General features: G+C 71.4%; 27 protein-coding genes. 15 read left to right on the top strand and 12 right to left on the bottom strand.

Annotation, left to right across the window (positions count from 1 at the left end):
• Nucleotides 1–34 precede the first annotated feature (34 nt).
• Complete coding sequence (locus ACGF3C_RS01990; protein ID WP_393217853.1) at nucleotides 35–787, top strand: TIGR03089 family protein; 753 nt, start codon at nucleotides 35–37, stop codon at nucleotides 785–787.
• Between the two features lie 131 nt (nucleotides 788–918).
• Nucleotides 919–1,641, top strand: coding sequence for a hypothetical protein (locus ACGF3C_RS01985; protein ID WP_393217850.1), 723 nt, complete (start codon nucleotides 919–921; stop codon nucleotides 1,639–1,641).
• Nucleotides 1,642–1,653: 12 nt separating this feature from the next.
• On the opposite strand, the gene ACGF3C_RS01980 is transcribed toward ACGF3C_RS01985, so the two are convergent.
• On the bottom strand, nucleotides 1,654–2,040 hold the full coding sequence (locus tag ACGF3C_RS01980) for a DUF4267 domain-containing protein (RefSeq protein WP_393217847.1): 387 nt from the start codon (nucleotides 2,038–2,040) through the stop codon (nucleotides 1,654–1,656).
• 21 nt (nucleotides 2,041–2,061) lie between these two features.
• On the opposite strand from ACGF3C_RS01980, the gene ACGF3C_RS01975 reads away from it, so the two are divergent.
• A complete protein-coding gene (locus tag ACGF3C_RS01975; protein WP_393217844.1) occupies nucleotides 2,062–2,454 on the top strand; it encodes a TetR-like C-terminal domain-containing protein in 393 nt (130 codons plus the stop codon).
• A gap of 32 nt (nucleotides 2,455–2,486) precedes the next feature.
• Here the strand turns inward: ACGF3C_RS01975 and ACGF3C_RS01970 are convergent, their stop codons facing one another.
• The gene (locus tag ACGF3C_RS01970; RefSeq protein ID WP_393219043.1) at nucleotides 2,487–2,708 is read right to left on the bottom strand and encodes a hypothetical protein; all 222 of its coding nucleotides are present in this window, start codon (nucleotides 2,706–2,708) and stop codon (nucleotides 2,487–2,489) included.
• A 422-nt stretch (nucleotides 2,709–3,130) separates the two neighbouring features.
• On the bottom strand, nucleotides 3,131–4,810 hold the full coding sequence (locus ACGF3C_RS01965; protein WP_357221070.1) for a DNA repair helicase XPB: 1,680 nt from the start codon (nucleotides 4,808–4,810) through the stop codon (nucleotides 3,131–3,133).
• A 172-nt stretch (nucleotides 4,811–4,982) separates the two neighbouring features.
• Between ACGF3C_RS01965 and ACGF3C_RS01960 the strand changes: the two genes are divergently transcribed.
• Nucleotides 4,983–5,861 carry a L,D-transpeptidase family protein gene (locus tag ACGF3C_RS01960; RefSeq protein WP_393217840.1) on the top strand — a complete coding sequence of 293 codons (879 nt, stop codon included), beginning with the start codon at nucleotides 4,983–4,985 and terminating at the stop codon, nucleotides 5,859–5,861.
• Between the two features lie 97 nt (nucleotides 5,862–5,958).
• Complete coding sequence (locus ACGF3C_RS01955) at nucleotides 5,959–6,195, top strand: hypothetical protein (RefSeq protein WP_355004954.1); 237 nt, start codon at nucleotides 5,959–5,961, stop codon at nucleotides 6,193–6,195.
• A gap of 30 nt (nucleotides 6,196–6,225) precedes the next feature.
• Here the strand turns inward: ACGF3C_RS01955 and ACGF3C_RS01950 are convergent, their stop codons facing one another.
• Nucleotides 6,226–8,709, bottom strand: a complete 2,484-nt coding sequence (locus ACGF3C_RS01950) for a helicase-associated domain-containing protein (RefSeq protein WP_393217836.1) — start codon at nucleotides 8,707–8,709, stop codon at nucleotides 6,226–6,228.
• An 83-nt stretch (nucleotides 8,710–8,792) separates the two neighbouring features.
• On the opposite strand from ACGF3C_RS01950, the gene ACGF3C_RS01945 reads away from it, so the two are divergent.
• Together ACGF3C_RS01945 and ACGF3C_RS01940 are read left to right on the top strand one after the other, a co-directional pair.
• Nucleotides 8,793–9,416, top strand: a complete 624-nt coding sequence (locus ACGF3C_RS01945) for an HAD hydrolase-like protein (protein WP_357221081.1) — start codon at nucleotides 8,793–8,795, stop codon at nucleotides 9,414–9,416.
• 27 nt (nucleotides 9,417–9,443) lie between these two features.
• The gene (locus tag ACGF3C_RS01940) at nucleotides 9,444–9,830 is read left to right on the top strand and encodes a cold-shock protein (protein ID WP_196920747.1); all 387 of its coding nucleotides are present in this window, start codon (nucleotides 9,444–9,446) and stop codon (nucleotides 9,828–9,830) included.
• Here the strand turns inward: ACGF3C_RS01940 and ACGF3C_RS01935 are convergent.
• Nucleotides 9,791–10,639 (bottom strand): 1,4-dihydroxy-6-naphthoate synthase, encoded by an 849-nt coding sequence (locus ACGF3C_RS01935; protein WP_357221085.1) that lies wholly within the window; start codon nucleotides 10,637–10,639, stop codon nucleotides 9,791–9,793. The genes ACGF3C_RS01940 and ACGF3C_RS01935 overlap by 40 nt on opposite strands.
• Nucleotides 10,640–10,999: 360 nt before the next feature.
• Between ACGF3C_RS01935 and ACGF3C_RS01930 the strand changes: the two genes are divergently transcribed.
• A complete protein-coding gene (locus ACGF3C_RS01930; protein WP_357221088.1) occupies nucleotides 11,000–11,869 on the top strand; it encodes a helix-turn-helix transcriptional regulator in 870 nt (289 codons plus the stop codon).
• A 44-nt stretch (nucleotides 11,870–11,913) separates the two neighbouring features.
• Here the strand turns inward: ACGF3C_RS01930 and ACGF3C_RS01925 are convergent, their stop codons facing one another.
• Nucleotides 11,914–12,564, bottom strand: coding sequence for a futalosine hydrolase (locus ACGF3C_RS01925; protein WP_357221091.1), 651 nt, complete (start codon nucleotides 12,562–12,564; stop codon nucleotides 11,914–11,916).
• Nucleotides 12,561–14,162, bottom strand: coding sequence for an MFS transporter (locus tag ACGF3C_RS01920; protein WP_357221094.1), 1,602 nt, complete (start codon nucleotides 14,160–14,162; stop codon nucleotides 12,561–12,563). Before ACGF3C_RS01920 ends, ACGF3C_RS01925 begins: the two co-directional genes overlap by 4 nt.
• On the opposite strand from ACGF3C_RS01920, the gene ACGF3C_RS01915 reads away from it, so the two are divergent.
• Nucleotides 14,161–15,090, top strand: a complete 930-nt coding sequence (locus ACGF3C_RS01915; protein ID WP_393217828.1) for a DUF3027 domain-containing protein — start codon at nucleotides 14,161–14,163, stop codon at nucleotides 15,088–15,090. The genes ACGF3C_RS01920 and ACGF3C_RS01915 overlap by 2 nt on opposite strands.
• Before the next feature lie 36 nt (nucleotides 15,091–15,126).
• On the opposite strand, the gene ACGF3C_RS01910 is transcribed toward ACGF3C_RS01915, so the two are convergent.
• Nucleotides 15,127–15,372, bottom strand: a complete 246-nt coding sequence (locus ACGF3C_RS01910; protein ID WP_091395273.1) for a DUF2530 domain-containing protein — start codon at nucleotides 15,370–15,372, stop codon at nucleotides 15,127–15,129.
• Between the two features lie 88 nt (nucleotides 15,373–15,460).
• Here ACGF3C_RS01910 and ACGF3C_RS01905 point away from each other — a divergent pair, with 88 nt between their 5' ends.
• The 4 genes from ACGF3C_RS01905 to ACGF3C_RS01890 all read left to right on the top strand — a co-directional run bounded on the left by ACGF3C_RS01905 (nucleotide 15,461) and on the right by ACGF3C_RS01890 (nucleotide 19,464).
• Nucleotides 15,461–16,939 (top strand): NCS2 family permease, encoded by a 1,479-nt coding sequence (locus ACGF3C_RS01905; protein ID WP_357221100.1) that lies wholly within the window; start codon nucleotides 15,461–15,463, stop codon nucleotides 16,937–16,939.
• A 114-nt stretch (nucleotides 16,940–17,053) separates the two neighbouring features.
• Complete coding sequence (locus tag ACGF3C_RS01900) at nucleotides 17,054–17,503, top strand: MarR family transcriptional regulator (RefSeq protein WP_355004963.1); 450 nt, start codon at nucleotides 17,054–17,056, stop codon at nucleotides 17,501–17,503.
• A 71-nt stretch (nucleotides 17,504–17,574) separates the two neighbouring features.
• Nucleotides 17,575–18,858, top strand: coding sequence for an MFS transporter (locus ACGF3C_RS01895; protein WP_357206212.1), 1,284 nt, complete (start codon nucleotides 17,575–17,577; stop codon nucleotides 18,856–18,858).
• A 96-nt stretch (nucleotides 18,859–18,954) separates the two neighbouring features.
• Nucleotides 18,955–19,464 (top strand): hypothetical protein, encoded by a 510-nt coding sequence (locus ACGF3C_RS01890; RefSeq protein WP_355004965.1) that lies wholly within the window; start codon nucleotides 18,955–18,957, stop codon nucleotides 19,462–19,464.
• 16 nt (nucleotides 19,465–19,480) lie between these two features.
• On the opposite strand, the gene ACGF3C_RS01885 is transcribed toward ACGF3C_RS01890, so the two are convergent.
• Nucleotides 19,481–20,230, bottom strand: coding sequence for a helix-turn-helix domain-containing protein (locus ACGF3C_RS01885; protein ID WP_357221104.1), 750 nt, complete (start codon nucleotides 20,228–20,230; stop codon nucleotides 19,481–19,483).
• Between the two features lie 236 nt (nucleotides 20,231–20,466).
• On the opposite strand from ACGF3C_RS01885, the gene ACGF3C_RS01880 reads away from it, so the two are divergent.
• A complete protein-coding gene (locus ACGF3C_RS01880) occupies nucleotides 20,467–21,132 on the top strand; it encodes a DUF4097 family beta strand repeat-containing protein (RefSeq protein WP_393217822.1) in 666 nt (221 codons plus the stop codon).
• A 32-nt stretch (nucleotides 21,133–21,164) separates the two neighbouring features.
• A complete protein-coding gene (locus tag ACGF3C_RS01875; RefSeq protein WP_393217819.1) occupies nucleotides 21,165–21,992 on the top strand; it encodes an alpha/beta fold hydrolase in 828 nt (275 codons plus the stop codon).
• 171 nt (nucleotides 21,993–22,163) lie between these two features.
• Here ACGF3C_RS01875 and sepH read toward each other — a convergent pair whose 3' ends face one another.
• The 3 genes from sepH to ACGF3C_RS01860 form a co-directional block, all read right to left on the bottom strand.
• Nucleotides 22,164–23,243, bottom strand: coding sequence for a septation protein SepH (gene sepH, locus ACGF3C_RS01870; protein WP_393217816.1), 1,080 nt, complete (start codon nucleotides 23,241–23,243; stop codon nucleotides 22,164–22,166).
• A gap of 185 nt (nucleotides 23,244–23,428) precedes the next feature.
• Entirely contained in the window at nucleotides 23,429–24,556 is a 1,128-nt protein-coding gene (serC, locus tag ACGF3C_RS01865) for a phosphoserine transaminase (RefSeq protein WP_393217813.1), read from the bottom strand.
• A 228-nt stretch (nucleotides 24,557–24,784) separates the two neighbouring features.
• The gene (locus ACGF3C_RS01860; protein ID WP_091395245.1) at nucleotides 24,785–25,891 is read right to left on the bottom strand and encodes a citrate synthase 2; all 1,107 of its coding nucleotides are present in this window, start codon (nucleotides 25,889–25,891) and stop codon (nucleotides 24,785–24,787) included.
• Nucleotides 25,892–26,110: the final 219 nt, after the last annotated feature.

Genomic DNA, 26,110 nt, shown 5'->3' with positions numbered 1-26,110 from the left:
CTGTGATGCCGACGTCGACCCGGGGAGCGTGGAGATGCAGCCAACCGTCACGGCCGACCTGGCGGCCCGGCCCGTCGAGGCGGAGCGCCCGCTGCTCAGCTACCGCGACGAGGCGACCGGCGAGCGCGTCGACCTGACCGCACAGCAGGTCGGCCAGTGGGCGGCCCGGAGTGCCGGCCTGCTGCGGGACGGTTGCGGCCTTGGCCCCGGCAGCCGCGTAGCGGTCCTGCTGCCGCCGCACTGGCGTACCGCCGCTGTGTTGTTGGGGGCTTGGGCCTCGGGCCTGGCAGTCTCGTTCCGACCGCGCGCCACCGCGGGCCTGGCGGTCCTCGAACCGGGCGGCGACCGGCCGTTCGATGCGGTGTTCGTGACGCCGGAGCGGCAGGACGACTGGCTGGAGGACGTGCCGGACGCGCCGCACCGCTACCTCGTCGGCACCGGTCCGGGGCGGCTGGACGACGTGCCGTTGGGCTGGTTGGACTGGTCCGCCGAGGTGCTCCGGCACGGCGACGGCACGCCCGACCACACAGCCATCCACCCGTCGGACCCGGCGACCGCCGACGGCACCACCTACGGTCAGTGGGGTGCGCTCGCCCAGGAGTTCGCCACGATGCTGGACCTGCGCGCCGGCGACCGCCTGCTGGTCGACGCCGCCGAAACCGAGCAGCCGCTGAAGTGGTTGCTCGCGCCGCTCTCGGCCGGCGCGTCAGTGGTGATCAGCGCCAACCTCGACCCGGCGCGGCGGGACTCGATCGTCGCCTCGGAACACATCACCCGCGTCCTCTGAGGCCGTCTCGAGTCACTCGACCGGTGGAGCCTCCGCCTTCCGTCAGCTCTCACATTTCTCCTGCTCATACGCTTCGCCGAAGGCACGCGCGATGGTCCGGGCGCGGCCACTGTGCACACGGCGGAGGGTCGATGGCTTCGAGGCGTACACCTCGGGTTGTGGTCGCGGCGGTGGCCGGTGGACTCTTCGCCCTCGGGGTGGTCGCGCCCGGCCCGGCGGCGGCGCCGATGCCCCGTGCGGCCCAGGCCGACGGGCCCACGGCCCCCGACCCGCGCGAGCCGCGCCCGCCGCTGCTCCCCGCCGACTTCCAGGGCACCGGCCGGTACGTCGTGCGGGACCTCGGCATCGACGTGCCGTTCTCCTGGCAGGGCCGCGACGGCAACAGCCAGATGATCGCCGGCGGCCCGGACCACCCGATCTGGTTCACGAACCTGATCTACGAGAACACGCTCTACACGCTCACCTACAAGTGGCCGAACATCCCGCTGTTCCCGCCCCGCGCGTGCAGCAAGGTCCCGGGTTTCTTCAACCGGCAGATCTTGAACGACAAGCTGAAGACCGCCCGCTACGTGGGGCCGGAGATCCTCCAGGGTGAGAAGGACCGACATGTCGACCACTGGCGGGTCGGGGTGGTCGGCGGCTCCGCGGTGCCAGGGGAGTTCTTCCGGTTCCCGATCGCGCTCGGCGACATCTACGTCGACCAGCACGACCCGAGCCGCTGGTGGCAGGTGTTGCAGTTCGGCCTGCAGAACCTTTTCGACCCGGAGCTGGACGAATGGTTCACAATGGACACTTTCGACCACCGCCCCGGAGAGGTCACCCTCCCCGACCGCTGCCCACCCCCGACGTCGTAGCGCGTCCGGCGCTCACAGGGCGAACAGTAGGGCGGCGTCCAGGAGGACGACGACGGCTGTGGCGAAGTGGATGCCGAATGCCACAGCCTTCGTTCCGCCGTTCCGCAGCACGATGAGGGTGTCGCCCAGCGGGACGAGCGCGACGATCAGCATGAACCACGCGACCGCGTCGGCGGTCGTGAAGGCGATCAGGGCGAGGCCGAGCAGCCCGAAAGTGAGGTCCTTCAGCCCTTTGACCGTCAGGTAGGCGGGGTCGCCGTCCGGACGGGCCGGCACGCCGTACCCGGCGGCGGCGGCCTGCGGTACCAGCAGGAACCGCGCACCGATGAAGGCGACGAAGAGGCTGAGTACGACGGCGAGCCCGTAGGCGATGAAGGACAGCCCGTCCTCTACAGCCACTTCAAGGGCAAGGACGCCATCATGGCGGCGGTAGCCGTCGAGGGCTTCGCCGAACTGGCCGCCACGCTCGTCTCAGCCCGAGCGTCGGCCGGCGACTCCCGTCAGGCGGTCGCCGACGTCGCAGCGGCGTACGCCTCTTTCGCCGAGCAGCGGCCCGCGATCTACGACGCGATGTTCACCCTCGCCGTGGACCTGCCGTTCGCCAGCCAGGACGTCCCGACCGACCTGGCCCGGGGCTTCGCCGAGTTGGCCGAGACGGTGCGCCCATTTGTCGGCAACGACGACCTGGAGGCGGTCACCGAGACGTTCTGGAGCGGCCTGCACGGGCTGGTCACGCTGATGCGCAGCGGCCGGCTCCGCCGCGCCGACCACGACCGCCGGCTCGCGGTTCTGGTGGACCGCTTCTCCCGTTGAGCGATGCCGTCAGGGCCGGGCGCGCGCTGAGGTCACCGACCGCCGGGCCGGGATGTGCGTCGGGCGCAGGGCGACAGGTGGTCGGTGGGCAGGGCGCACCGCGCCCCGCCGGGCAGTGGCCGATCACAGAAGACCCAATGTCGTACGCCCTGCTGGTCCTCCGCCGAGACGGTCACCCCGCCCGGCTCGACCCGCGCGCTGAGCCGGACCGACACCCGAGCTGCGGTACGCGCGAAGATCCGGACGCGCAGCAGGTCAGGCGCGCTGCGGAAAGAGGGTGTGTTCGTTGGCCGTCCGGGCGCGGGGTCTTCGTCGCGGAGTCCCGTAAGCGCTGACGCTCGTTGACTGCCTGGAACGCGCCGGAGCGCGGAGGTCGTCGAGATCTTGGACAGTTTCCGTTCAGAGAGAGGACGGAAACTGTCCAAGATCTAGAGTGATGGACTAGCGGCACGGATCAGGGTGGCGCGGACGAGAGTTACCGCGTGCTGCTGGCGGCCCCACGCGGGCGACTGATTCTTTTACGACATCAGCTCCATAGCGAGCGCGAGAGACACCGCGTCCCCGCCCCGCGCCCGCGCCCAACGCGGCGATCGACTCGGTTTTCAGGAGAACGCGGTGTCGGAGTCCCTCGGACACCCCGACTTCCTGAAAACCGAGTCGATCAAGGCCGTACGGGTCAGTCGACCGTGGGCAGCTTCGGGCCGAGGACGTCGTCGGCGTCGACGATCGTGTACGCGTACCCCTGCTCGGCGAGGAAGCGCTGCCGGTGTGCCGCGTACTCGGTGTCGATCGTGTCCCGGGACACCACAGTGTAGAAGTGCGCCTGCCGGCCGTCGGCCTTCGGCCGCAGCACCCGACCGAGCCGCTGCGCCTCCTCCTGGCGCGAGCCGAACGTCCCGGACACCTGGATCGCCACCGCCGCCTCGGGCAGGTCGATCGAGAAGTTGCCGACCTTCGAGATGACCAGGGTTCGCAGCGCGCCGGACCGGAACGCGTCGAACAGGCGCTCCCGCTCCTTGTTCGTGGTCGAGCCCTGGATGATCGGCGCGTCGAGGTACTCGCCGAGCTGGTGCAACTGGTCGATGTACGCGCCGATCACCAGCACCTGGTCGTCCGGGTGCCGGTCGACCAGCGCCTTGACCACCGGCAGCTTGGTGCGGGCGGTCGCCGCCATCCGGTAACGCTCCTCCGCCTCCGCCGTCGCGTACGACATCCGCTCCGCGTCGGTGAGGGTCACCCGGACCTCGGTGCACTCGGCCGGGGCGATCCAGCCCTGCGACTCGATGTCCTTCCACGGCGCGTCGTACCGCTTCGGCCCGATCAGGCTGAACACGTCACCCTCGCGGCCGTCCTCGCGTACCAGAGTCGCGGTGAGGCCCAGCCGGCGGCGGGCCTGGAGGTCCGCCGTGAACCGGAAGATCGGCGCGGGCAGCAGGTGCACCTCGTCGTAGACGACCAGGCCCCAGTCGCGGGCCCCGAAGAGGTCCAGGTGGGTGAACGCGCCGCCGCGCCGCGAGGTGAGCACCTGGTACGTGGCGATGGTGACCGGACGGATCTCCTTGCGCTCGCCCGAGTACTCGCCGATCTCCTCCTCGGTCAGCGACGTGCGGGCGATCAGCTCCCGCTTCCACTGCCGACCGGCGACCGTGTTGGTGACCAGGATCAGTGTGGTCGCCTTCGCCTCGGCCATCGCTGCCGCGCCGACCAGGGTCTTGCCGGCACCGCAGGGCAGCACCACCACCCCCGACCCGCCGGCCCAGAACGCCTCCACGGCCTCCCGCTGGTACGAGCGCAGCGTCCACGGCTTGCGCCCGTCCTTGCCGGCCTCGGCCAGCTCGATCGGGTGCGCCTCACCGTCGACGTAACCGGCCAGGTCCTCCGCCGGCCAGCCCAGCTTGAGCAGCGCCTGCTTGAGCCGGCCACGCTCGGACGGGTGCACCCGGATGGTGTCGTCGTCGATCTTGTCGCCGAGCATCCCGGCGAGCTTCTTGCTCTTGGCCACCTCGATCAGCACCAGCCGGTCCAGTGCGCGCAGCACCAGCCCGTACGCCGGGTCGTTGGCGAGCTGGAGCCGGCCGTACCGGTCCATCGTCTCGGCCACGTCCACCAGCAGCGCGTGCGGCACCGGGTAGCGGGAGTATTTGAGCAGCGAATCCACCACACCCTCGGCGTCGTGCCCCGCCGCGCGGGCGTTCCACAGACCCAGCGGGGTCAGCCGGTAGGTGTGCACGTGCTCCGGCGAGCGTTCCAGCTCCGCGAACGGCGCGATCGCCATCCGGCAGGCCTGCGCGTCGGGGTGGTCGATCTCCAGCAGCAGGGTCTTGTCCGACTGCACGATCAGTGGTCCACCGCTCACGCCAGCGTCCTCTCCTCGGTTGGCCGACCGGCCGGAACGGGTCGCATACCCGCTGCTGGCCGACCATCCAGTGTTGCACGATGCGGGGCGGTGAAAGAAAGATGCTCACCGGACGCAACCGTGATGGCACTCACGAACGTCTAGTAAAGGGACGACTGTCTGGGGAGGGCCCATGGAGCATGTCCGGATCGCCTCCCGGCTGGTTGCCCTCGTGGTGGTCGTGCTGGTCGGCGCGGGAGCGTGCGCGTTCGATCCGCAGTCCGGCGGGAGTGGTGGCGGGGGAGCCGCCCCAGCCGGTGCGGCGGAACAGGCAACGGGGGCGGGCGACACGTCCGGGCCCGACCAGCACGGCCGGCCCACCCCGGCCGCGCCCACAACGAAACCCTCCCGGAAACCCACGCCGAAGCCGACCCGCCCGGCAACCACCACGACCCCCGGCACCGGTACGCCGACAGTCGCCGGCTGCCCCCAGGGGCAGCACCAGCGGGCGGTGGAGACCCACCTGGCCCGGTTGGGCGGGTTCGGGGCGGTGACAGTGGACGGCCGGCAGTCCGCCGCCGACTGCGCGGCGATCAAGAAGTTCCAGAAGAGGTACGGCATTCGCCCCGTCGAGGGTCGCGCCGGACCAACCACCCTCGACGTGGCCCAGCGCCTCGCCACCACCGACACGACGCGCTGCAAGGCCGGCGCCGGCACCACGTTCTGCGTGGACCTCACCCGGCAGACCGTCTGGGCGCTCCGCGGCGGCAAGGTGATCATGGCGCCGACGGTGACCCGCACCGGCATGTCCGGCTACCGCACCCCGGCCGGCACGTACGCCGTCAACTACCGCAACCCCAAGGAGTGGTCCAACCCGTACGAGGTGTGGCTGCCGTACTGGCAGCACTTCACCCAGGGGATGGGCTTCCACGAAACCACCACCTACCTGCACGACAAGTCGATCGGCTCGCACGGCTGCGTCAACCTGCTGCACGCCGACGCCGTCCGGATGTGGGAGCTCGGCAAGGTCGGCACCCGGGTGGTGCTGATCGGCCGACGCCCCGGCACCTGAGTGACACGGAACGAATCGCGGCGATAACCCCCTGTCCGACTGGACCAACGAGTGTCACCCTTGGAGTCCAGGGCCGGACCGGGCGGGGAGGCTGGGCATGACGGTCGACCGTGACGTGATCGCGGAGCACGAACACGCACCACCCGACGAGGTGTCCCGAGCGACGGTGATCGCGTACGTCGTCGCGGCGACACTCCTGCTCGGGTGGTTCCTCTTCGGCTGGCTGGTGCTCCAGCAGGGCTTCGTCGACTCCATCGGCGAGTCCGCCGGTGCCGGCTTCGCGCTGCTGTTGATCATCTCGGTGGTCGGCACCGTACGCCGCAGTCGCCGCTGACCGACGGCGTCCGCGCGGTGGCACCGTCGGTCAGTCCGCCACCACCGCCGCGGTGATCCGGTGCAGCGCGAACGTGTGCAGCATCTCGGTCCGTTCGTCCTCGGCCCGCAGGTAGCCGGCACCGATCGAGACCGGCTTGAGCAGGCGTGACGCCGTCGCCCCGTGCGCGTCGACGTAGCCCACCCAGACCAGCGCCTTGTCCCGGACCGCCTGCTGGAGAACCGCCAGTGCCTCGCTGTGGGTGTGCGCCGGCACCGGGCCGCCGCCCAGCCCGGGCGCACCGCCGCGCACCACGGCAGGCGCCCGTCGGGCGGCCCGTGCCGCCGCGTCGCCGCGACGGATGTGCTCCACCACACCGAGCAGCCGGGGCATGGGCAGCTTCGGGGCGGCCAGCGGATCGATCGTCCGGGTGGTCACCGACACCCGGGGCGGGGCCCGCCGGATTCGCGGCCGGGCCAGCACAGTGCTGCCGGTGCCGTCCTCCTGCACCGGGGCGTACCCCGCGTCGCGCAGCGCACCCAGCAGCCGACCGACCTGGTACTGCGTACACAGCACCGTCGGCGCGAGCCGGCGCAGCGCCAACGACTCCAGCCGCCGGTCGGCCAACACCTCGCTGATCAGCGTCTCGTCGTCGCTGCGCAGGTACGCCCCGGCCAGGCCGACCCGCAGCCCACCGTGCTTGCGGGCCACGTCGTCGATCAGGTACGTGAGCCCCTGCGGCACCGGGGTACGGGACCGACGCCGGAACACGTCGTGCAGGTCGTCGGCCGTATAGCCGGAATCCAGGGCCCGCCGCACGCTCGCCGTGGTGACCCGGTGCACGCTGGCCCCGCCGGCCGACTCCAGCTCGGTCATCGCCTCCAACTCAACGGCGAGCGCCGGCTCGGGTGGACCGGGCACCACCACTGTCAGGTCGGCCTGCACCAGGAAATGGTCGACCGGTGCGGGCAGCAGGGCGTCCAGCGCCCGCGCGGTACTGGACGGGTCGCCGCTCTCGACGTCGGCGTGCACGCCCAGCGGGTCGTCACCCCGCTCGTCGGTCGACGTCAGGTCCCCCAGCAGCAGCCGACCGTACGAGGTGAGCGCCCCCAGCCCCGTCACGCCCAGCTGTGCGGCCTCGGCCAGCACCTCCCGGTGTGCGGCGTCCCGGCCCCGGCTGCGACGGGGAGACCGCCAGTCCAGCAGCTCCTGCACCTCCTCCGGGGTGGGCGCCGTCGCCGGCTCCAGATCGGCGAGTACGCCGAGCACCGCCCGTCGGGTGGCCGGCACGCTGGCCCGCTCGGCCTCGGCGGAGAGCGCGGTGATCGGCCGGTCCCGGTCGTCACGGCGGCCCACCAGCCCCACCTGCCGGGTCATGGTCAGCCACGCTCGGGCGAGCTGCTCCCACCGTTGGGCCAGCGAGGCGGCCCGCCACACCTCGTACCCGCCGGTCGGCAGCACCTGCTGATCCGCCCCGTAGCGGCCGGTGGTCGCACCGGGCATCTCCAGCTCACCGAGGAGCCCCGCCGCGTACGCCACCTCCAGCAGCAGCGCGGTGCTCGGTTCGTCCAGCCCGGCGGTACGCGCCAACCGGCGCAGGTCCCGTACACCGATGCCACCCGAACGCAGCACCGGCGCGGGCTCGTCGGCGAGCTGCTCCAGCAGCCCTTCGGTGTGCCGGACCACCTCCATGGTCTGCCCGGCTCCGGCCGAGTCGACCGCCTTCGGCTCGCGCGGCGCGGCGGCCACCGGCGGTGGGCTGGTACGCAGCGGCCCGAGGGGGCCGCTGTCGCGGCGCAGCAGCAGGCCGACCTCGCGGGGCAGCTCCACCGTTCCGCTCGCCGTGGACGAGCCGGTCGTCGCCGGGACCAGCAGCCGGTTGTCGACCAGCCACCGCACCGGGGAGCCGGTCGGAGCGCCACCGTTCGTCGGGTCGGTGAGGACCGGGTCCGCCGCGCCGAGCGGCGGTGCCTGCAACGCCCCCGGCGGCACGCTGCCCACCGGTGGGCCGGCCGCCAACCGGTCCAGGATCGCCCGGGCCGAGGGCGGGGCGGCGAGCACCGTCCGTCGCAGCTTCGCCGGGTCCGCGCAGAGCGCGGCCGCGCGCGGGTCCAGCTCTGCGGCCGGTCGGCCGAGCCCAGCGGGGTACGGGGAGACTTCGTCGACGGCGGGCAACACCTGGAGCGCGTGCTCCGGGCCGTACAGCAGGAAAAGCGCACGCAGTCGGCCCACGGCGGCCCGGACGGCCGTCGGAGCCGGCGGGTGCGGCCCGGCGGTCGCCATCGCGAGCACGGTGTCGGTGGCCGTGGTGGCGTCGTCCGGGTTCCGGGTGAGGCGGGCGGCGTCGAGGATCTGGAGGGTGAACTGGTCCAGGCCGTCCAGCGCGCGGGCCACGGAGACCCGGGACTGGGCCCGGATGGCCAGGGCGGAGACGTCGGCCGGCACGGGCACGACGAGGTCGGGCCGCAGTTGGAGGAGCGCGGCCAGTGACTCGTCGGGCAGCGACCGCAGGTGGTCGGCGAGTGAGGTGGTCATCGTCTTTCCACGCTAGCCCGGCACCGGGCTTCCGCGCCCCTCGGACGTCCGGTCGGCTGGGAGTAGCCGGTACGTTTCTCGACATGCCCGCACTGACCGTCGGATTCGACCTCGACATGACCCTGGTGGACTCCCGCCCCGGCATCGCTGCGGCGTACCGGGCGCTGACCGCGAGGACCGGTGTGCCGGTCGACGCCGAGCTGGCGGTGTCCCGGCTCGGGCCGCCGCTGCGTACCGAGATCGCGCACTGGTTCCCGCCGGATCAGGTCGAGTCGGCCGTGCGGGTGTATCGCGAGCTGTACCCGGCGTACGCGATCACCCCGACGCTCCTGCTGCCCGGCGCGCGGGAGGCCATCGAGGCGATCCGTGCGCGCGGTGGCCGGGTGCTGGTCGTCACGTCCAAGATCGGCCGGCTGGCCCGGTTGCACCTGGACCACCTCGGTCTCAGTGTCGACGAGTTGGCCGGTGACCTCTTCGCCGAGCAGAAGGCGACCGCTCTGCGGGAGCACGGGGCCACCCACTACGTCGGTGACCATGTCGCGGACATGGTGGCGGCGGCAGCGGCCGGGGTGCCCGGCATCGGTGTGGCGACTGGCCCGTGCTCCTCCGATGAGCTGCGCGCGGCCGGGGCGGAAGTGGTGCTGGACGAGCTCACCGAATTCCCAGCGGCGCTCGACGGGATGATCCAGCTAGCCTTGGAGCAGTAGCGGCTCAAGTGAAGCAGGGGTTTTCAGGTGCCTACGGGTCGAGTGAAGTGGTACGACACGGCCAAGGGATACGGCTTCGTCACGAGTGACGAGGGCGGCGACGTGTTCCTGCCCAAGGGGGCGCTGCCGGCGGGTGTCACCGACCTCAAGGGTGGCCAGCGGGTCGACTTCAGCGTGGTGGACAGCCGCCGGGGCGCGCAAGCCATGGGGGTCAAGCTGCTGGACGCGCCGCCGTCGATGTCGGAGCTGCGCCGTCGGCCGGCCGAGGAACTGCACGGCCTGGTCGAAGACATGATCAAGGTGCTGGAGGCGAAGGTCCAGCCGGACCTGCGCCGGGGTCGGTACCCGGACAAGAAGGCCGCGCAGAAGATCGCTCAGCTGGTCCACGCGGTGGCCCGCGAGCTGGAGGTCTGAGGCACCAGGCCGGCGGTGGCGGCCCGGTCGAGCAGTGCCGCCACCGCGGCGAAACCGGCCTCGCCCAGGTCCGCTGTGAACTCGTTGACGTAGAGGCCGATGTGCCGGTCGACCACGTCGAGCTCCATCTCCTGGGCGTGCGCCAGCACGTACTCCCGGCTGGCCGCCGGGTCCGCCCAGGCCTGCCGGACCGACTCGCGGACCCAGCCGGCCGCGGCCTGCGGGTCGACCGCCCCGCGTCGGGCCAGGATCGCGCCGAGGGGGATGGGTAGGCCGGTGTCGGCCTCCCACCATTCGCCGAGGTCGACGAGCGCGCTCAGGCCGTGCCGGTGGTAGGTGAACCGGGCCTCGTGGATGACCAGCCCGGCGTCGTAGCGCCCAGCCGCCACGCCCGGCATGATCTCGTGGAACGGCACCACCTCGATCCGGGCCGGTGGCCGCCCGGCCGACCAGAGCCGGAACAGCAGGTACGCGGTGGTCCGGTCACCCGGCACCGCCACAGTGGCGCCGGTCAGGTCGGTGCGGTCCGGGCCGCCGTCGCGGTCGCCCCGGGTGAGCACCAGCGGACCACAACCGCGACCGAGAGCGCCGCCGCAGGGCAGCAGGTGGTAGTCGTCGAGCAGCCAGGGCAGCGCCGCGAAGCTCACCTTCACCAGGTCGAACGCGCCCCGCTCGGCCGCCGTGTTGGTGACGTCCACGTCGGCGTACGTCACCTCGACCGGCGGTGCGCCGGGCACCCGCCCGTGTACCAGCGCGTGGAAGACGAACGTGTCGTTGGGGCAGGGCGAGATCGCCAGGGAGAGCGCCACACCCTCACGGTAGTCCCGCCCTCCGCCCGGGGCCCGCGCCCACCCCACGACTGTGATCCGCGACCGTGCCGCCGGGTGGAACAACGCGTGCAACGACTGGTCGAGCAGGGTCGACCGCCCATCCCGGTCTCCCTTTGGAGCTGATGTCGTAAACGAATCGCCCAGAGTGGGTGACCGTGCTACGGAACTGGGCGTGGTGTGCACCTCGGCGGGACAGGAGGTCTGGTGATGACGCAAACGATTCAGCTCCAAAGGGATCGCGGGAGTAGTCATCCACCGGTCGGCGAGGTTGTCCACAGCCTTATCCACAGGTTGGCGCAGGGTGTTGATGGCTCGCCGACCGGCCGGGACCATCGGCCGGTGACCGAGGCGAGTGACCACACCGACGAGGCCGGCGGAGCCGACCTCGGGCAGGCGCTCCGCGCGCTGCGTCGGAGAGCCGATCTGAGTCAGCGGCAGTTGGCCGAGAAATCCGGGGTGCCGCAGCCGACGCTGGCCCGGATCGAGTCGGGGCGGGCGCTCGATCCCCGATTTCGGACAGTGGAACGCCTCGTCCAGGCGGCGGGTGGGACGTTGGCCGTTGGCGTCCCACCATCCGTCTCCGGCGTCACCGAACCCACGCCGGTTGCGCACGACGACATGCGGGACGAGGCGGGCCGCCGATACCCGGCTCACCTGGACGTCTGGCCGGTCCACGAGCCTCGGGACTGGCCCGGTGCCTGGTGGGCGGAGTGGTACCGGTTGCCGCCCGAGCGGTATCCGCTCCCGCTGCCACCGGCCGCGTACGAGCTGAACCGGCGCTATCGCGACAACCGGCGGTGGGCTGCCGAGGTCCGGCGGACTGCGCAGGTGCGTCGGGTGATCGGTGGCGACCTGCCGGCCACCTGCTGGCGATACGTCGCCGAGCTTCCCGACGGCACGCTGGTTGGTGAGCTGCGGGCCCATGAGCGGAGCCCATTCCTGGAGTACGGGGAGTGGCATCCGCACCTGCCGGAGCGGGAGATGGTGCTCGACGGCGTGCTTGTCGACGCCCGGTACCGGCGGCTGGGGCTGGGGCGACGGCTGGTCACCGCGCTGGTGACCGGGATGCGCGAGGCGGGTATCGACGACGCAGTCGCTATCGCCGAGGGATCCGGCACCGACCTGCTGCGGGCGTGCGGCTTCGAGATCGAGGCACGCCGCCCGGCCGCGCTGCGCCTGGCCAACCCAGGCAAACGCTGGTTCTCCTGAGCGGAGACCTGGTCAGCGCAATGCCGGGTCAGCGCAATGCCGGGTCAGCGCAGTGCCGGGGCTGCTGCGGTCAGGGCGGCCAGGGCTTCGCGCAGCCGCCAGGCGTCCCGGTCGCGGGGGCCGATCGGGTTGGAGATCGTGCGCAGTTCGGCGAAGGGCACCCCGGCCTGCGCCGCGGCGACCGCCACGCCGTACCCCTCCATGGCTTCGGCGACCGCTTCCGGATGCCTCCGGCGCAGCTCGTCGGTGCCGGCCGTGGTGCCGGTGACGGTGCTGACCGTGAGCACCGGGCCGGCCGTGGCCGTCGGGAGGGCGGCTCGCAGTGCCGCCAGCAGGCCCGGGTCCGCCGGCACCCTGCTGCCCGCACCGAGCAGCGCGAGCGGCATGCCCAGCTCGTCGACAGCGATGAAGCCGTCGGGCGACTCGGCACCCAGGTCGGCGGCGATGCTGGCGGTGCCGAGCACCGTGTCGCCGACCTCGGCCCGCCCGGTGAAGCCGCCGGCCACGCCGGCGCTGACCACCGCACGGTACGGACGACCGGCGGCCTCTGCCAGCGTCAGCAGCCGGGCGGTGGCGGCACCGGCGAGTGCCGGGCCCACACCGATCGGGGTGACGGTCACGCTGGGGTCGGTCAGCCCGGCGCGGACCGCGTCCGCCTCGGCGGGAACCGCCGTCACCACCAGCAGCCCGGTCACGAGAGCGAGCCGGGGGACTCGCGGCGGTTTTCGTCGTCGGCCCCGCCACCCGGGCCGCCAACGGCCGACGACGGGCGGTAGATGTGGTAGCCCGGCGGGGCGAGGCTCGGGTCGTCGTACTGCGGTGAGCTGGTCCGGGCCGGGGCCGGTGAGGTCGGTGTGGGGTCCCCGGGCTCGTCCGCCGGCTCGTCCTCGGTCAGCTCGTCGTCACCGAGCGGTCGGCCGGCCAGCTTCTCACCGCGCAGCCGGGCGGCGGCCAGCACACCCCGGATCGCCGCCAGTACGCCGACCCCGGCGGCCACGGCGATGCCCATCCGGCCGTCGAACGGCACCAGCCCGAGCCCACCGCCGGCGACGAAGGCGAGCATCAGCACCGTCTCGGAGTGGGCGAAGGAACTGGCCCGCAACCGTTCCGGGATGCGCTCCTGGATCGAGGCGTCCACCGCCAGCTTCGCTATCCCGCTGGCCAGCGCGGCGACAAGGCAGAGCAGGGCGACCATCAGCAGCGAGAACTGGATGACGGCGAGCACCGCCACCCCGGCCACGATGATCATGCTGCTGGACTGGATGGCTGTCGGCCGGTGGATGCGCAGCCGGGTGCCGATCGCGGTGGCCAGGAAGGTGCCGACCGCGAGCGCGCCGCCGACCACGCCCAACGCCCACTCGGCGCCCAGATCCCGGCCGAACACCACTGTGGTCAGGTCGCCCTTCTTGATCGCGAAGGCGAGGAAGAGCAGCAGGAAGCCGTAGAGCGCGCGTAGCGTCGCCGCGCCGATCAGGGTGGCGATCACCAGCCGGCCGGACGGTCGGCCCCGGCCCAGCGGCCGGTCGCCACGGCGGCGGCCCAGCGCGCGCAGTGGCCGGGGGACCCGCTCCGGTGGCTCCGAGTCGGCCTTCGGCGGCAGCCGCAGGGAGATCACCATGCCGACCAGGAAGATCACCGACGCGACCCGCAGCGGCCACTGCGGCCCGAACCAGAACGCGGCCAACCCGATCGGCGCCACCAGCGCACCCGCGACGGTGCCGTAGACGCTGGCCCGGGCACCCACCTGGGACAGACCGAGCCCCTCCGGCAGCAACCGGGGCACCGCCGCGGATCGGGCCACGCCGTACGCCCGGGAGAGCGCGAGCACCCCGAACGCGGCCGGATAGAGCCCGAAGCCGTGGATGTAGTCGGAGATCAACCAGGCCAGGAAGGCACGCCCGAGCATCGTCGCCGCCAGGGCGTACCGCCGGCCGTGCCGGAAGTGATCCAGCAGCGGGCCCACCACCGGGGCGAGCATCGCGAACGGCACCATGGTCACCAGCAGGTAGAGCGCGACCTTGCTGCGAGCCTCGCCGAGCGGCACGTTGAAGAAGATCGTGCCGGCCAGACCGATGGCGATCAGGGTGTCACCGGCGCAGGAGAGCGCGTGCAGGTCGAACAGGCGAACCATGCCGACCTCGCCGCCGGCACCCCGGGCGCGTGCCCGACCGGCCCGGCGGGTCACCCAGCGGCCGCTACCCACCGAACCACGCAACAGCAGACGGATGGCGCGAATGCCGGTGCCGACGGTCCGCCCGAGGACGGATCGCCCGGAGCGGGAGTACGACGGCATGTGCACCATCCTCGCCCATCTGATCCGGGTACGCCGCACCACCGCTGGGAAAGGTTCCCCGGGAGTCCCTGTCACCCCTGCGAGGCGCATGGGGAACAATGGTCGGGTGACCAGGCCCGTCTCCACCCGTGCCGCCCGTCTCGACCAGGTCTGCGCCGCCGCCGTCGAGGTGGCCCGCGCCGGCATCACCGAGGTGGGCTCCGACGATGTCGGCGACCACCTGCAGGTCGTCGCCGAGGGCGACCGGCTCGTCACCCACTATTTCGAATGTCGCCTCGCCGGCTACAACGGCTGGCGCTGGGCGGTCACCGTCACCCGGGTGCCGCGTAGCAAGACGGTGACCATCTGCGAGACGGTGTTGCTGCCCGGCCCGGACGCGCTGCTCGCGCCCGGCTGGCTGCCCTGGCAGGAGCGGCTCAAGCCGGGCGACCTGGGTCCGGGGGACCTGCTCCCGACCTCGCCCGACGACGATCGACTGGTCCCCGGTTACCTGCTCTCCGACGACCCGGCGGTCGAGGAGACGGCATGGGAGTTGGGCCTCGGCCGCGCCCGCGTGCTCTCCCGGGAGGGTCGCATCGACACGGCGCAGCGCTGGTACGAAGGTGACCACGGCCCCGCCGCAGCCATCTCGTCCGCCGCTCCGGCCGCCGCCCGCTGCGGCACCTGCGGCTTCTACCTGCCGCTGGCCGGTGCGATGCGGCAGGCATTCGGGGCGTGCGGCAACTTCTACGCTCCCGACGACGGCCGGGTGGTGAGCGCCGACCACGGTTGCGGCGCCCACTCCGAGACGTTGATCGAGGCGGCCGAGACCGCCGTCGACGAGCTGCCCACTGTTTACGACGACAGCGCTGTGGAGGCCATGTCGGTCAGCCGGGCTCCGGGCTCGGTGGAGGCCGCTGAGCCGGCGGAGCCGTACGGGCACTCCTGATCGTCCGCGCCGGAGTGCTCCGGCGCGGCGGCCAGCTCACCTCGCGCGGCGACGGCGTCGGTTGGCGTCGTGCCGCATCATCACGGCGAGGCCCGGGAAACCCCACAGGAAGCCGGCGAGGCAGGTCCAGAGCCAGTTCTGGTGACCGTGGTCGGTCAGCCAGCCCCGGAAGAAGATCAGCAGGACCAGCCCGGCCACGGCCCACGCGATCAACCCGGCGAGGGCGAACGGCACCATCGGCGGATCCAGTGGTGCGGGCCGCGGTGGCTGCTCGTTCGGCATTCGGCAAGCGTACGGGATCTACTTCCCCTGCCCACCGACGATCTGGGACGATGCGCGCGACAACTGGAAGATCACCTGCGAGGACCTGATGGCCGTAGCGCCGCCCGAGAACGGCACACCTTCCAAACTCGCCCCTCCGCGTAACGGTTTCGACCGGTTCTTCGAGATTTCCGCCCGTGGCTCGACGTTGAGCCGTGAGGTACGCGGTGGCCTGGCGACCTTCTTCACGATGGCGTACATCGTGGTGCTCAACCCGCTGATCCTGGGTGGCGCCGTCGACGGTGACGGCAAGAGCCTCCCGATTCCCGCGCTGGCTGCCGCGACCGCGCTGGTCGCCGGTCTGATGACCATCCTGATGGGTGTGGTCGGCCGGTTCCCGCTGGCGCTCGCCGCCGGTCTGGGTGTCAACGCGCTCGTGGCGTACGAGATCGCCCCCGAGATGACCTGGGCAGACGCGATGGGCCTGGTGGTGATCGAGGGTCTGATCATCGCGGTGCTGGTGCTGACCGGTCTGCGGACCGCTGTGTTCCGCTCGGTGCCGACCCAGATGAAGAGTGCGATCGGGGTCGGCATCGGTCTGTTCCTGACCATCATCGGCCTGGTGGACGCGGGCTTCGTCCGGCGCATCCCAGACGATGCCAACACCACCGTTCCGGTCGGCCTGGGCATCGGCGGCAAGCTGGTGAGCTGGCCGATGCTGGTCTTCGTGGTGGGCCTGCTGATCACGCTGGTGCTGGTGGTCCGTCGGGTCAAGGGCGCGATCCTGATCGGCATCCTCGCCTCGACGGTGCTCGCGGTGATCGTGGAGGCGATCGGCAACATCGGCCCGTCGTTCGTCAACGGTCAGCCCAACCCGAAGGGCTGGTCGCTGAACGTGCCGGAGTTGCCGAAGTCGGTGGTCGACCTGCCGGACCTGTCGCTGCTCGGCAAGTTCAACGTGTTGGACTCGTGGGGCCGGGCCGGTTGGCTGGTCGTGCTGATGTTCATCTTCACGCTGTTGATCACGGACTTCTTCGACACCATGGGCACGATGGTCGCGGTCGGCCAGGAGGGTGGCCTTCTCGACGAGCAGGGCACTCCGCCGAAGGCCAAGGAGATCCTGCTGGTCGACTCGATCGCGGCGGCGGCCGGCGGTGCGGCCAGCACCTCCAGCAACACGTCGTACATCGAGAGCGCCGCCGGTGTCGCGGAGGGTGCCCGGACCGGTGTGGCCAACCTGGTCACCGGCGTGCTCTTCCTGCTCGCGATGTTCCTGGCGCCGCTGGTCGTGATCGTGCCGTTCGAGGCGGCGTCGACGGCACTGGTGGTGGTCGGGTTCCTGATGATGACCGCGGTGCGGACGATCGACTGGTCCGACTACGAGATCGCCATTCCGGCCTTCCTCACCATCGTGTTGATGCCGTTCACCTACTCGATCTCCAACGGGATCGGCGCCGGTCTGATCACCTTCGTGGTGGTCAAGCTGGCGCGGGGCAAGGCCCGGGAGATTCACCCGTTGCTGTACGGGGTGGCCGTGCTCTTCGTGCTGTACTTCCTGCGTGGGCCGATCGAGTCCCTGGTGCTCTGAGGCACGTCCGGGCGGGGAATCGATCGGGATTCCCCGCCCGTACCATCTGAATCCCCTCGTGAGCCTGGTCATAACGGATGTCGTTAGCCATGCTCATTAGTTAAGCTAACTACTGTGACGGAGCGGACGGTGACGGCGGAACGCGTGCCACCGGCGCAGCTGGCTCCCCAGCTGCGTGATGCGATCACCCGACTCAACCGGCGGGTCCGACAGGCCCGACCGGTCGGCGACCTCACGGTCACTCAGGTCTCCGCGCTCACCAGCCTGCGGCTGGCGGGCGCGATGACACCCCGTGAGCTGGCCGACGTGGAACGGGTGCAGCCGCCGACGATGACCAAGATCGTCGGGAAGTTGGAGGACCGCGGCCTTGTGCAGCGGACACCCCATCCGACCGACGGGCGGCAGGTCATCCTCGCGGCGACCGAAGGAGCGCAGGCCGTGCTCGACCAGTTCGAGCGGGCCCGCGACGAATGGCTGGCCCACCGGCTGGCCGCGCTCGACGAGGACGAACGGGAGACCCTGCAGAGGGCCGCCCAGATTCTTCAGCAGCTCGCTCGCGCCTGAGCCGCGCCCGCGCCACCGGGTCCGTGCCGTCACCTGTCGATGACGCGTACGTCCGAGGAGGCGCACCAAGAGTGCAGGCCAAGCTGAGCACGATGTTCCAGTCCCTACAGGTCCGCAACTACCGGCTCTTCGCATCCGGGCAACTGATCAAACTGATCGGTGTCTGGATGATGTTCATCGCCCAGGACTGGCTCGTCCTCGACCTCTCCGACAACTCGGCGACCGCGCTCGGTGTGGTGACCGCGTGTCAGTTCACCCCGGTGCTCCTGCTCACCCTGTTCTCCGGCCGGCTCGCCGACCGGTACGACAAGCGGGTGCTGCTCTTCGTCGCCAACGCCTTCTGGAGTGTGCTGGCGCTCGGCATGGCGGTGCTGGTCCTCACCGACCTGGTGCAGCTCTGGCACGTCTTCGCCTTCGCCGCCCTGCTCGGCACGGCCAACGCCGTGGAGACCCCGGTCCGGCAGGCGTTCGTCTCGGAACTCGTCGGCACGCCGCTGCTGCCCAACGCGTTGTCGCTGAACGCCGCCGTGTTCAACTCGGCGCGGATCGTCGGCCCGGCCGTCGCCGGCCTGGCGATCGCCGCGTTCGACGTGGGCCCGGTCTTCCTGTTCACCGCCCTCAGCTCGGTCGCGCCCCTGGTCAACGTGGTCCGGATGCGGACGGCCGACCTGCATCGCGAGGCCCTGCTGCCGCGCGACGAGCGGGCGTCCGCACGGGTCATCGACGGGCTGCGGTACGTGTTCCGTCGCCCCGACCTGCTGCTACCGATGGCTGTCATGTCGGTGATCGGCATGTCGCTGTTCAACTTCCAGCTCACCCTCGCCGCGCTGGCGAAGACGGTCTTCCACACCGGTGCCGCCTCCTTCGGCCTGTTCAGCACGGCGCTGGCCGTGGGCGCGCTCGGCGGCGCGCTCAGCGGCACCGGTCGACGCAGCCGGCCGTCGGTCTGGCTGGTGCTCGGCGCGGCGATCGCCTGCGCCAGCTTCGGCACCCTGGTCGGTCTCGCCTCGACGTACTGGCTGGTCGTGGCCCTGCTGGTGCCGACCGGCTTCTTCATGGTCTTCTTCGCCCAGGCCGCCAACCAGCGGGTCCAGTTGGGCGTGGACGCGGCCTTCCGGGGTCGGGTGATGGCCCTGTGGGTGCTGGTGTTCCTGGGTACCAACCCGGTCGGCGCGCCGCTGATCGGCTGGGTCGCGGAGCACTACGGTGCCGGTGCCAGCATCTGGATGGGTGGGCTCATCTCGCTGGCCGCCGCGGTGATCGCCCTCACCTGGCAGCTCCGCCACTCCGGTGCCCGGCTGCGTTTCCGGGTGCTGCCGATGCCCCGCTTCTACGTCACCTCCACCGACTGCTGAGGTTTACCACCAGCTCCGGCCGCGTCCGGTTGCGCGGATTGCTCGGATGCGGCCAAATCGCTGGCGGGGTGGCACGGTGGGGCTTAGCGTCGATGCGTGGGAGTCGGACACGCGCTGATGCTGGCCCTGGCGTTCCTCGCCGTGGCCACGCTGCCGGCGGCGTTCGCCCTGCTCTTCTGCTACGACGAGATCCTCGACCGGGTGGTCTGCGGCTGGTCCGAGTGGCGTGACCGCCGACGGGAGAAGCGCACGATCGCCAGACTCGACCGTGCCATTGAGGCCGACGCGCTGACCCGGGACATCGACCTCAGCGAGTTCGACAGCGTTGACCGCCGGCCGCTGGAGCAGCTCGCCGCCGACCTGCGCCGTCTCGGCGGTCAGCGGGTCGGCGGTAGCGGTCGCTCGATGGTCTGGCACAGCGCGCTGCTCCAGGCGTACGACGACCGGCTTCGTCTCGCCTGCCGCGCCCTCGGCATCGCCGAGCACCTCGCCGAGCTGGAGGGCGTCGACCAGGAGATCGAGCGGGTCCGGGTGGAGGGCGTGCTGCACGCCGCCGGTCTGGCCCTTCCGGCGGCCCGCCCCGGGCAGCGGCAGCGGCACCGCTGACCCGCCCGCTCGTCGGTCACCGCCGATCCGGTTGCCCGGTGGCCTGGGCAGCGGGTTGGGTCCCGGTGTGAAGCACCGCGCGGCCCTGCTCGGCGGCGCGGACGACGCTCTCACTGATGAAGTCGAGGAAACGGGCGATGTTCTCCAGGCGGGCGGCGGCGGGGGTCTGCGGGCCGAGAATGGCGACGCCCTGGCGCGCGGTTGCGACGAGCTGGTCGTTGGCCCGGGCGCTGGCGATCGTCGCCTGGTAGAACAGCTCGTCGTCGACCACGTAGCGGTCGCGGCGGCGTTCGTCGCGTTCACGGCGGACGAGGCTCTGACTCTCCAGGAAGGTGATCGCCTTGGAGATGGACGCCGGGCTGACCTGGAGGCGCTGGGCGAGCTGTGACGCGGTGAGGCTGGCCGAGTCGGTGATGAACAGGTGGGTCAGGACCCGGGCCGCCATCTTGGGTAGGCCCGAAGCCATGAGGACCGTGGTGAACGTCTCCCCGTACTCCGCCACGGCCCCGGCGTCACGCCCATGCTCCTGAGGGAGCGCGGTGGCCCCCGGTGAGGTGACTGTCCTGCGCCGCTGGGCGCGACGTTCGGTGGCGCGATGGGCCAGCTCGGCGCGGTAGGCGGTGGGGCCGCCGTTGCGCATCACCTCGCGGGTGACTGTCGACGTGGGACGGTCGAGGCGCCGGGCGATCTCCGCGTAAGGGAGGCTGTCGATCAGCCCCAGCGCGATCTGCTGGCGCTCCTGCTGACTGAGTCTGCCTCCCGGCATCACGATCTCCCCGGTGATTCCCCGTCGCGTCCGCTGACTGCCCCACCATAGCGTTCACCCTCCGCCTGTTGCAACGGCTGCGGCTCCGTCGTTGCGTTATACCTTCAGTCGTTGCAACACTTTATAGGTCCTGAGCTGCATCTATGCAACTCCAACGCAACAGACTTGTTGCCTGTACCTGGAAAGCAACGTAGCGTTTCCTATATCAGAAAGAGCTGCCAACACAGGAGAACATGATGCAGACGTTCGACACCCCCGCCCCCATCTCGGCCGTCCTCGACATCCCCGCCGGACGGATCCAGTTGATCGCCGCGGACCGCGCCGACACCGTCGTCGAGGTTCTGCCCACCGACCCCTCGAAGAAGCGCGACACCAGGGCCGCCGAGCAGACCACTGTCGCCTACACCGACGGCGTCCTGCGGATCACGGCCTCGGCCCCCGGCAACCCGTTCGTCGGCCCGTCCGGGTCGCTGGAGGTGACCGTTCAGCTCCCCGCCGGCTCGACGATCAAGGCCAGGACCGCCAGCGCCGAACTTCGCGGCGTCGGGCGTCTCGGCGACATCGCCTTCGACGGGGCGTACCGCCAGATCAAGATTGACGAGGTCGCGAGCCTGCGGCTCACCGCGATCGACGGCGACGTCGAGGTCGGCCGGCTCAACGGCCCCGCGGAGATCAGCACCGCCCGGGGTGACATCCGGATCGCCGAGGCCGTGAGCGGCGCGGTCGTGCTCAGCACCCAGTCCGGCGACATCTCGGTCGGTGCCGCCGCCGGCGTCTCCGCCGCACTCGACGCCGGCACCGGCCACGGTCGGGTCAGCAACGCCCTCAAGAACGACGGCGCCACGACGCTCGACATCCGCGCCACCACCTCCCAGGGCGACATCACCGCCCGGAGCCTCTGAACCCCACCACGACCACGCGACAGGAGTACGACATGAACTTAGCTACCAACTCCCCGTGGACCGGCATGGTGTCGGTCGACGACACGGCCCTGGCCGTCACCGACACCGGTGGCCCCGGCATCCCGGTGGTCTACCTCAACGGCCAGTTCGCCACCCAGGGCTACTGGCGGCGGGTCATCGCCGAACTGGGCACCGGGTTCCGGCACATCACCTACGACGAGCGGGCTCGCGGCAGAAAGTCGGAGCGCTCAGCCGACTACTCGTTCGAAGCTGCCGTCCGGGATGTCGACGCCGTACTCGCCGCCCGGGGGGTGGCCCAGGCGGTGCTGGTGGGCTGGTCCTACGGAGCGGTGGTCGGGGCGCACTGGGCCAACCGGAACCCGGAGCGTGCCCTGGGCGCGGTCCTGGTCGACGGCGCGTTCCCGCACGACTGGCTCGACGATGCCATGGCGCAACGGATCCGCAGGATGTTCCGACGGATGAACCTGTTCATGCCGCTGCTCCGCCCGACCGGCCTGACCCCACGGATGAACGCCGACCAGATGGCGGACAGCAACATCGAACTGGGCGAACTCTCCCGCGAGCGCGAACTGGGCCCGGTGCTGGACGCCATCAGCGTTCCGGTGCGGTACGTCGTCGCCTCGGGAACGTCCCTCGGTAGTCGTGGGGACGAACAGGAGCAGATCCGCGCCAGCCTCGACGCGGTGACCGCCCGCAACCCGCACATCACCATCGCGGCGAAGGTCGCCAGCAACCACGGTGCGATCCTCAAAAAGGACTTCCGCGCCGTCGCCGAAGCGGTACGCGGAGTCGCCGCCCACAGCCGACCCGCACGAAGGACCCTCAACGAGGGTGCGTAGTCGGCCGCTACACCGCACCGATCTCGCAGCTTCGGTCGCCGAGATGGGCGGATTGCCCCCTGAGTCTGGGCAGAAAGTGCAAGATCGCCGGGCGGACCGTGTCGCTCGGGGAGCTGAGGTTCGAACGCGCGCGTTGACGGGTGACCCAGGGTCACCCGTCAACGCGAGGCGTCAGGAAGATTCGCGGGCGGCCGGGCCGCTGCCGAAGAGCACGTCGTCCCAGCTCGGCAGCCTCTTGCGCGGCTTGCCGTTGGCGTCGGTGGACTCGCCGCCGGTGGCTGCCGCGGCACCCGTGCGGCGAGGCCGCAGCACCGCCAGCGACGGCACGGCCGGCACCTCCTTGGGCGCGTCCGAATCGTCGTCGAAGGCCGAGCCCTGGCCACCGCCGAGCAGCGCGGCGGCACCCCCACCGACCGGCCGCTGCCGGGGCGCGTCCGACCCGGCCAGGGCAGCCGGGGTACGCGGTTCCAGCCCGCGACCCGACGAACCGCCGAGCGGACGGTCCAGGGAGGCGAGCAGGGCGTCACGGCCGGCCCGGATCGGATCACGGCCAGGGCGCGGGTGCTCGGACGCCGCCGGCAGACCGTGCCCGCCACGACTCGGCTCGCCGCGCGACGGACCCGGCAGGCCGTGCCCGCCGCGCTCCGGTGCCGGCTCCTGGCCGAGGATCGGCGTGGGCCGCTCGGCGCACAGGTACTGCGCCATGTCGTCGTGCGGCGTGACCACCTGTCGGGCCTTGTCCATGTCCCAGATGGCCTGCGCGGTGGCCTTGCCCGACGGCCAGGTGGCGATGATCCGCCAGGTGCCGTCGTCGCGCCGGTACGCGTCCCAGGAGATCTTCTCGGTGTCGATGCCGTGCTGGCTCAGCCGGCCGTTGACCACCTCGGCGAGCGGGGTGGGCTTCTCCGCGCCCTTGAGTCGGGTGCGCCGGGCGTGCTGGGCGAGCATCGCCCGCTCCTGCAACACCGGGCCGGCGTAGCGCAGCACGCGGTCGACCGGCACCCCGGCGATCCGGGCGACGTCCTCCGCGGACTCACCGGAGCGGATGCGGGCCTGGATGTCCCGGGGGGACAGTGAGGGAACCGGGTCGACGGTGCTCGGTGCCACCGCGAGCGGCGGGGCACCCGGCTCGGGGTGCATCACACCGGCGATGCGTTCGTCGATGGGCAGGGCCAGGAGGCGCCCAACCTCGTCGGCGAGCACCAGTGCCTGGCCGTCCTCGGAGAGGGCGACGAAGCGTACTGGGCGCATAACGTTGCCTCCGTCCCGCTTCGCTGGCCGCACACCACGAGTCGGCCACCCAGGCGTCTCGGACCACCGTACGCGCATCTGTCTCGGGGTGGGGGAAGCGACACCCCGCATGTCGTGACTGAGCTGCGGCGATGATCACGGTCGGTGTCCGTGGAGGCTCCAACGGACACCGACCGTGACGAACGTCAGAGTCGCTCGACCACGTAGTCGATGGACGCGGTGAGCGCCTCGACATCGGCCGGCTCGACGGCCGGGAACAGCGCCACCCGCAGCTGGTTGCGACCGAGCTTGCGGTAGGGCTCAGTGTCCACGATGCCGTCGGCGCGCAGCGCCTTGGCGATCGCCGTGGCATCCACCCCGTCGGCGAAGTCGATGGTGGCGACCACGTTGGAGCGCAGCGCCGGGTCGGTGACGAACGGGGTGGCCACGCTGGACCGCTCGGCCCAGCCGTAGACCGCTGCGGCGCTCTCGGCGGTGCGCTTCGCCGCCCAGGACAGGCCGCCCTGCGCGTTCATCCAGTCGGTCTGCTCGGCGGCCAGGAAGATCGTGGCCAGCGCCGGGGTGTTGTAGGTCTGCTCCAGCCGCGAGTTGTCGATAGCGGTGACCAGGTCGAGGAAGGCGGGGATGTAGCGCCCGGACGCCTTGATCTCGGCGGCCCGGTCCAGTGCGGCCGGGGACATCAGCGCCAGCCACAGACCACCGTCGGAGCCGAAGCACTTCTGCGGGGCGAAGTAGTAGACGTCGGTCTCGCCGACGTTGACCTCCAGGCCACCCGCGCCGGAGGTCGCGTCGACAAGCAGCAGCGCGCCCTCGTCGGCACCGGCCACCCGGCTGATCGGGACGGCCACACCGGTCGAGGTCTCGTTCTGCGGCGTCGCGTACGCGTCCACGCCCGACTCGGCGACCAGGGTCGGCGCGCTGCCCGCGTCGGACCTGCGGACGGTCGGCTCACCCAGGAACGGGGCGTCCTTGACCGACTTGGCGAACTTGGCGCCGAACTCGCCGAAGCTGGCGAACTGGGCCCGGTCGCGAATCAGGCCGAAGGTGGCGACCTCCCAGAACGCGGTGGTGCCGCCGTTGCCGATGACCACCTCGTAGCCCTCGGGCAGCGAGAAGAACTCGGCGATGCCGGAGCGCAGCCGGGCAACCTGGTCGCGGACCGTCTTCTGCCGGTGCGAGGTGCCGAGGTAGGTGGTCGCGACCTCGGCGAGGGCGGACACCGCCTCCGGGCGGACCTTGGACGGGCCGCAGCCGAAGCGTCCATCGGCGGGCTTGATCTCATCGGGAATCCGGATGATCGGTGCGTCAGCCACGGTCTTGAAGATCCTTCCGCAAGGGCGAGGGCGGGCCCGGCGACACTGCCGGCCCTCATCCTCGCACCCGGACCGAACGACGATGGGCGGGGTCCCGGCGCTCGGTCTGAGTCCTTCGCCACAGTCGGCTCCGGTAACAGACGACAACGACCACTCTTCGACGCGCGGCGTGGACAAGGGGCCCTTCCTCGACGTCCGGCGTCGAGGAAGGGCCCCTTGTCCACCAGCTCAGACGCCGTGCGGGATGGCTGCCCAGCCCTCGACGTCGGACGGCTTTCGGGTCTCCGGGCCCATGTAGCGGGCGGACGGGCGGACCAGCCGCTGCAGGCGCTTCTGCTCCAGGATGTGCGCGCTCCAGCCGCCCATCCGCGCGCAGGTGAACATCGAGGTGAACATGTGCGCCGGCACCTCGGCGAAGTCCAGCACCACGGCCGACCAGAACTCGACGTTGGTGGCCAGCACCCGGTCCGGGCGGCGGGCCTGAAGCTCGGCGAGGGCGGCCTTCTCCAGCGCCTCGGCGATCTCGAAGCGCGGCGCGCCCAACTCCTTGGCCGTGCGCCGGAGCACTCGGGCGCGCGGGTCCTCGGCACGGTAGACGCGGTGGCCGAAGCCCATCAACCGCTCACCGCGGTCGAGGACGCCCTTGACGTAGCCCTCCGCGTCGCCGCTGCGCTCCACCGCCTCCAGCATGCTGAGCACCCGCGACGGGGCGCCGCCGTGCAACGGGCCGGAGAGGGCGCCGATGCCCGACGAGATGCAGGCGGCCGCGTCCGCCCCGGTGGAGGCGACGATGCGAGCGGTGAAGGTGGACGCGTTGAGGCCGTGCTCGGCGGCCGAGATGAAGTACGCGTCGACAGCCTTGACGTGCCGCGGGTCCGGCTCGCCGCGCCAGCGCTTCATGAACCGCTCGACGATGGTCTGCGCCTTGTCGATCTCCTTCTGCGGCACCGCCGGCAGGCCGAGGCCGCGGGCGGACTGGGCGACGAAGGAGAGCGCGGTCACCGAGACCCGGGCGAGATCCTCACGGGCCTGCTCGTCGGAGATGTCCAGCAGTTGGTTGAGACCCCAGTACGGGGCCAGCATGGCGACCGCGGACTGCACGTCGACGCGGATGTCACCGGAGTGCACCGGCACCGGGAACGGCTCCGCCGGCGGCAGGCCCGGCCCGAACCGGCCGTCAACGAGCAGCGCCCAGACGTTGCCGAACGACACCTGGCCGATCAGATCCTCGATGTCGACTCCGCGATAGCGCAGCGCACCGCCCTCACGGTCAGGTTCGGCGATCTCGGTCTCGAAGGCGACAACGCCCTCCAGCCCGGGTTTGAAATCGGCCATGTCGCTCTCCTGGATCTGGTCGGTGCGCCCGATCGCTCATCCGGCCCGGATCGGCCGAGCGCCTTAGGCGACCCTCAGGGATGTGTTCGCAACATACTGCCTGCTGAGTAAGGGATACGCGACCCGCTGCGACTGTGCTGCACGCGACATCCCCGGGCGCGCATTCTCCGTCCGGCTCGGTGAGACTGGGCAGGGCGGGCTGGTCAGCGCGGGAGGGTG

This window comes from Micromonospora sp. NPDC047762 (assembly GCF_043204655.1).
GTDB lineage: Bacteria > Actinomycetota > Actinomycetes > Mycobacteriales > Micromonosporaceae > Micromonospora.
The sequence above is the reverse complement of the archived record's forward strand: the minus strand, read 5'-3'. Positions and strand labels throughout refer to the sequence as shown.

What these genes read in the sequence shown, in the direction of transcription:
- ACGF3C_RS01975 (WP_393217844.1), top strand. Translation starts at nt 2,062, where the DNA reads ATGGCGGCGGTAGCCGTCGAGGGCTTCGCCGAACTGGCCGCCACGCTC.
- ACGF3C_RS01910 (WP_091395273.1), bottom strand. Translation starts at nt 15,372, where the DNA reads ATGCCGAACGAGCAGCCACCGCGGCCCGCACCACTGGATCCGCCGATG.
- ACGF3C_RS01860 (WP_091395245.1), bottom strand. Translation starts at nt 25,891, where the DNA reads ATGGCCGATTTCAAACCCGGGCTGGAGGGCGTTGTCGCCTTCGAGACC.
- ACGF3C_RS01960 (WP_393217840.1), top strand. Translation starts at nt 4,983, where the DNA reads ATGGAGCATGTCCGGATCGCCTCCCGGCTGGTTGCCCTCGTGGTGGTC.
- ACGF3C_RS01885 (WP_357221104.1), bottom strand. Translation starts at nt 20,230, where the DNA reads ATGCCGGGAGGCAGACTCAGTCAGCAGGAGCGCCAGCAGATCGCGCTG.
- ACGF3C_RS01950 (WP_393217836.1), bottom strand. Translation starts at nt 8,709, where the DNA reads ATGACCACCTCACTCGCCGACCACCTGCGGTCGCTGCCCGACGAGTCA.
- sepH (WP_393217816.1), bottom strand. Translation starts at nt 23,243, where the DNA reads ATGCGCCCAGTACGCTTCGTCGCCCTCTCCGAGGACGGCCAGGCACTG.
- ACGF3C_RS01905 (WP_357221100.1), top strand. Translation starts at nt 15,461, where the DNA reads ATGGCCGTAGCGCCGCCCGAGAACGGCACACCTTCCAAACTCGCCCCT.
- ACGF3C_RS01915 (WP_393217828.1), top strand. Translation starts at nt 14,161, where the DNA reads ATGTGCACCATCCTCGCCCATCTGATCCGGGTACGCCGCACCACCGCT.
- ACGF3C_RS01920 (WP_357221094.1), bottom strand. Translation starts at nt 14,162, where the DNA reads ATGCCGTCGTACTCCCGCTCCGGGCGATCCGTCCTCGGGCGGACCGTC.
- ACGF3C_RS01875 (WP_393217819.1), top strand. Translation starts at nt 21,165, where the DNA reads ATGAACTTAGCTACCAACTCCCCGTGGACCGGCATGGTGTCGGTCGAC.
- ACGF3C_RS01945 (WP_357221081.1), top strand. Translation starts at nt 8,793, where the DNA reads ATGCCCGCACTGACCGTCGGATTCGACCTCGACATGACCCTGGTGGAC.
- ACGF3C_RS01880 (WP_393217822.1), top strand. Translation starts at nt 20,467, where the DNA reads ATGCAGACGTTCGACACCCCCGCCCCCATCTCGGCCGTCCTCGACATC.
- ACGF3C_RS01990 (WP_393217853.1), top strand. Translation starts at nt 35, where the DNA reads ATGCAGCCAACCGTCACGGCCGACCTGGCGGCCCGGCCCGTCGAGGCG.
- ACGF3C_RS01955 (WP_355004954.1), top strand. Translation starts at nt 5,959, where the DNA reads ATGACGGTCGACCGTGACGTGATCGCGGAGCACGAACACGCACCACCC.
- ACGF3C_RS01985 (WP_393217850.1), top strand. Translation starts at nt 919, where the DNA reads ATGGCTTCGAGGCGTACACCTCGGGTTGTGGTCGCGGCGGTGGCCGGT.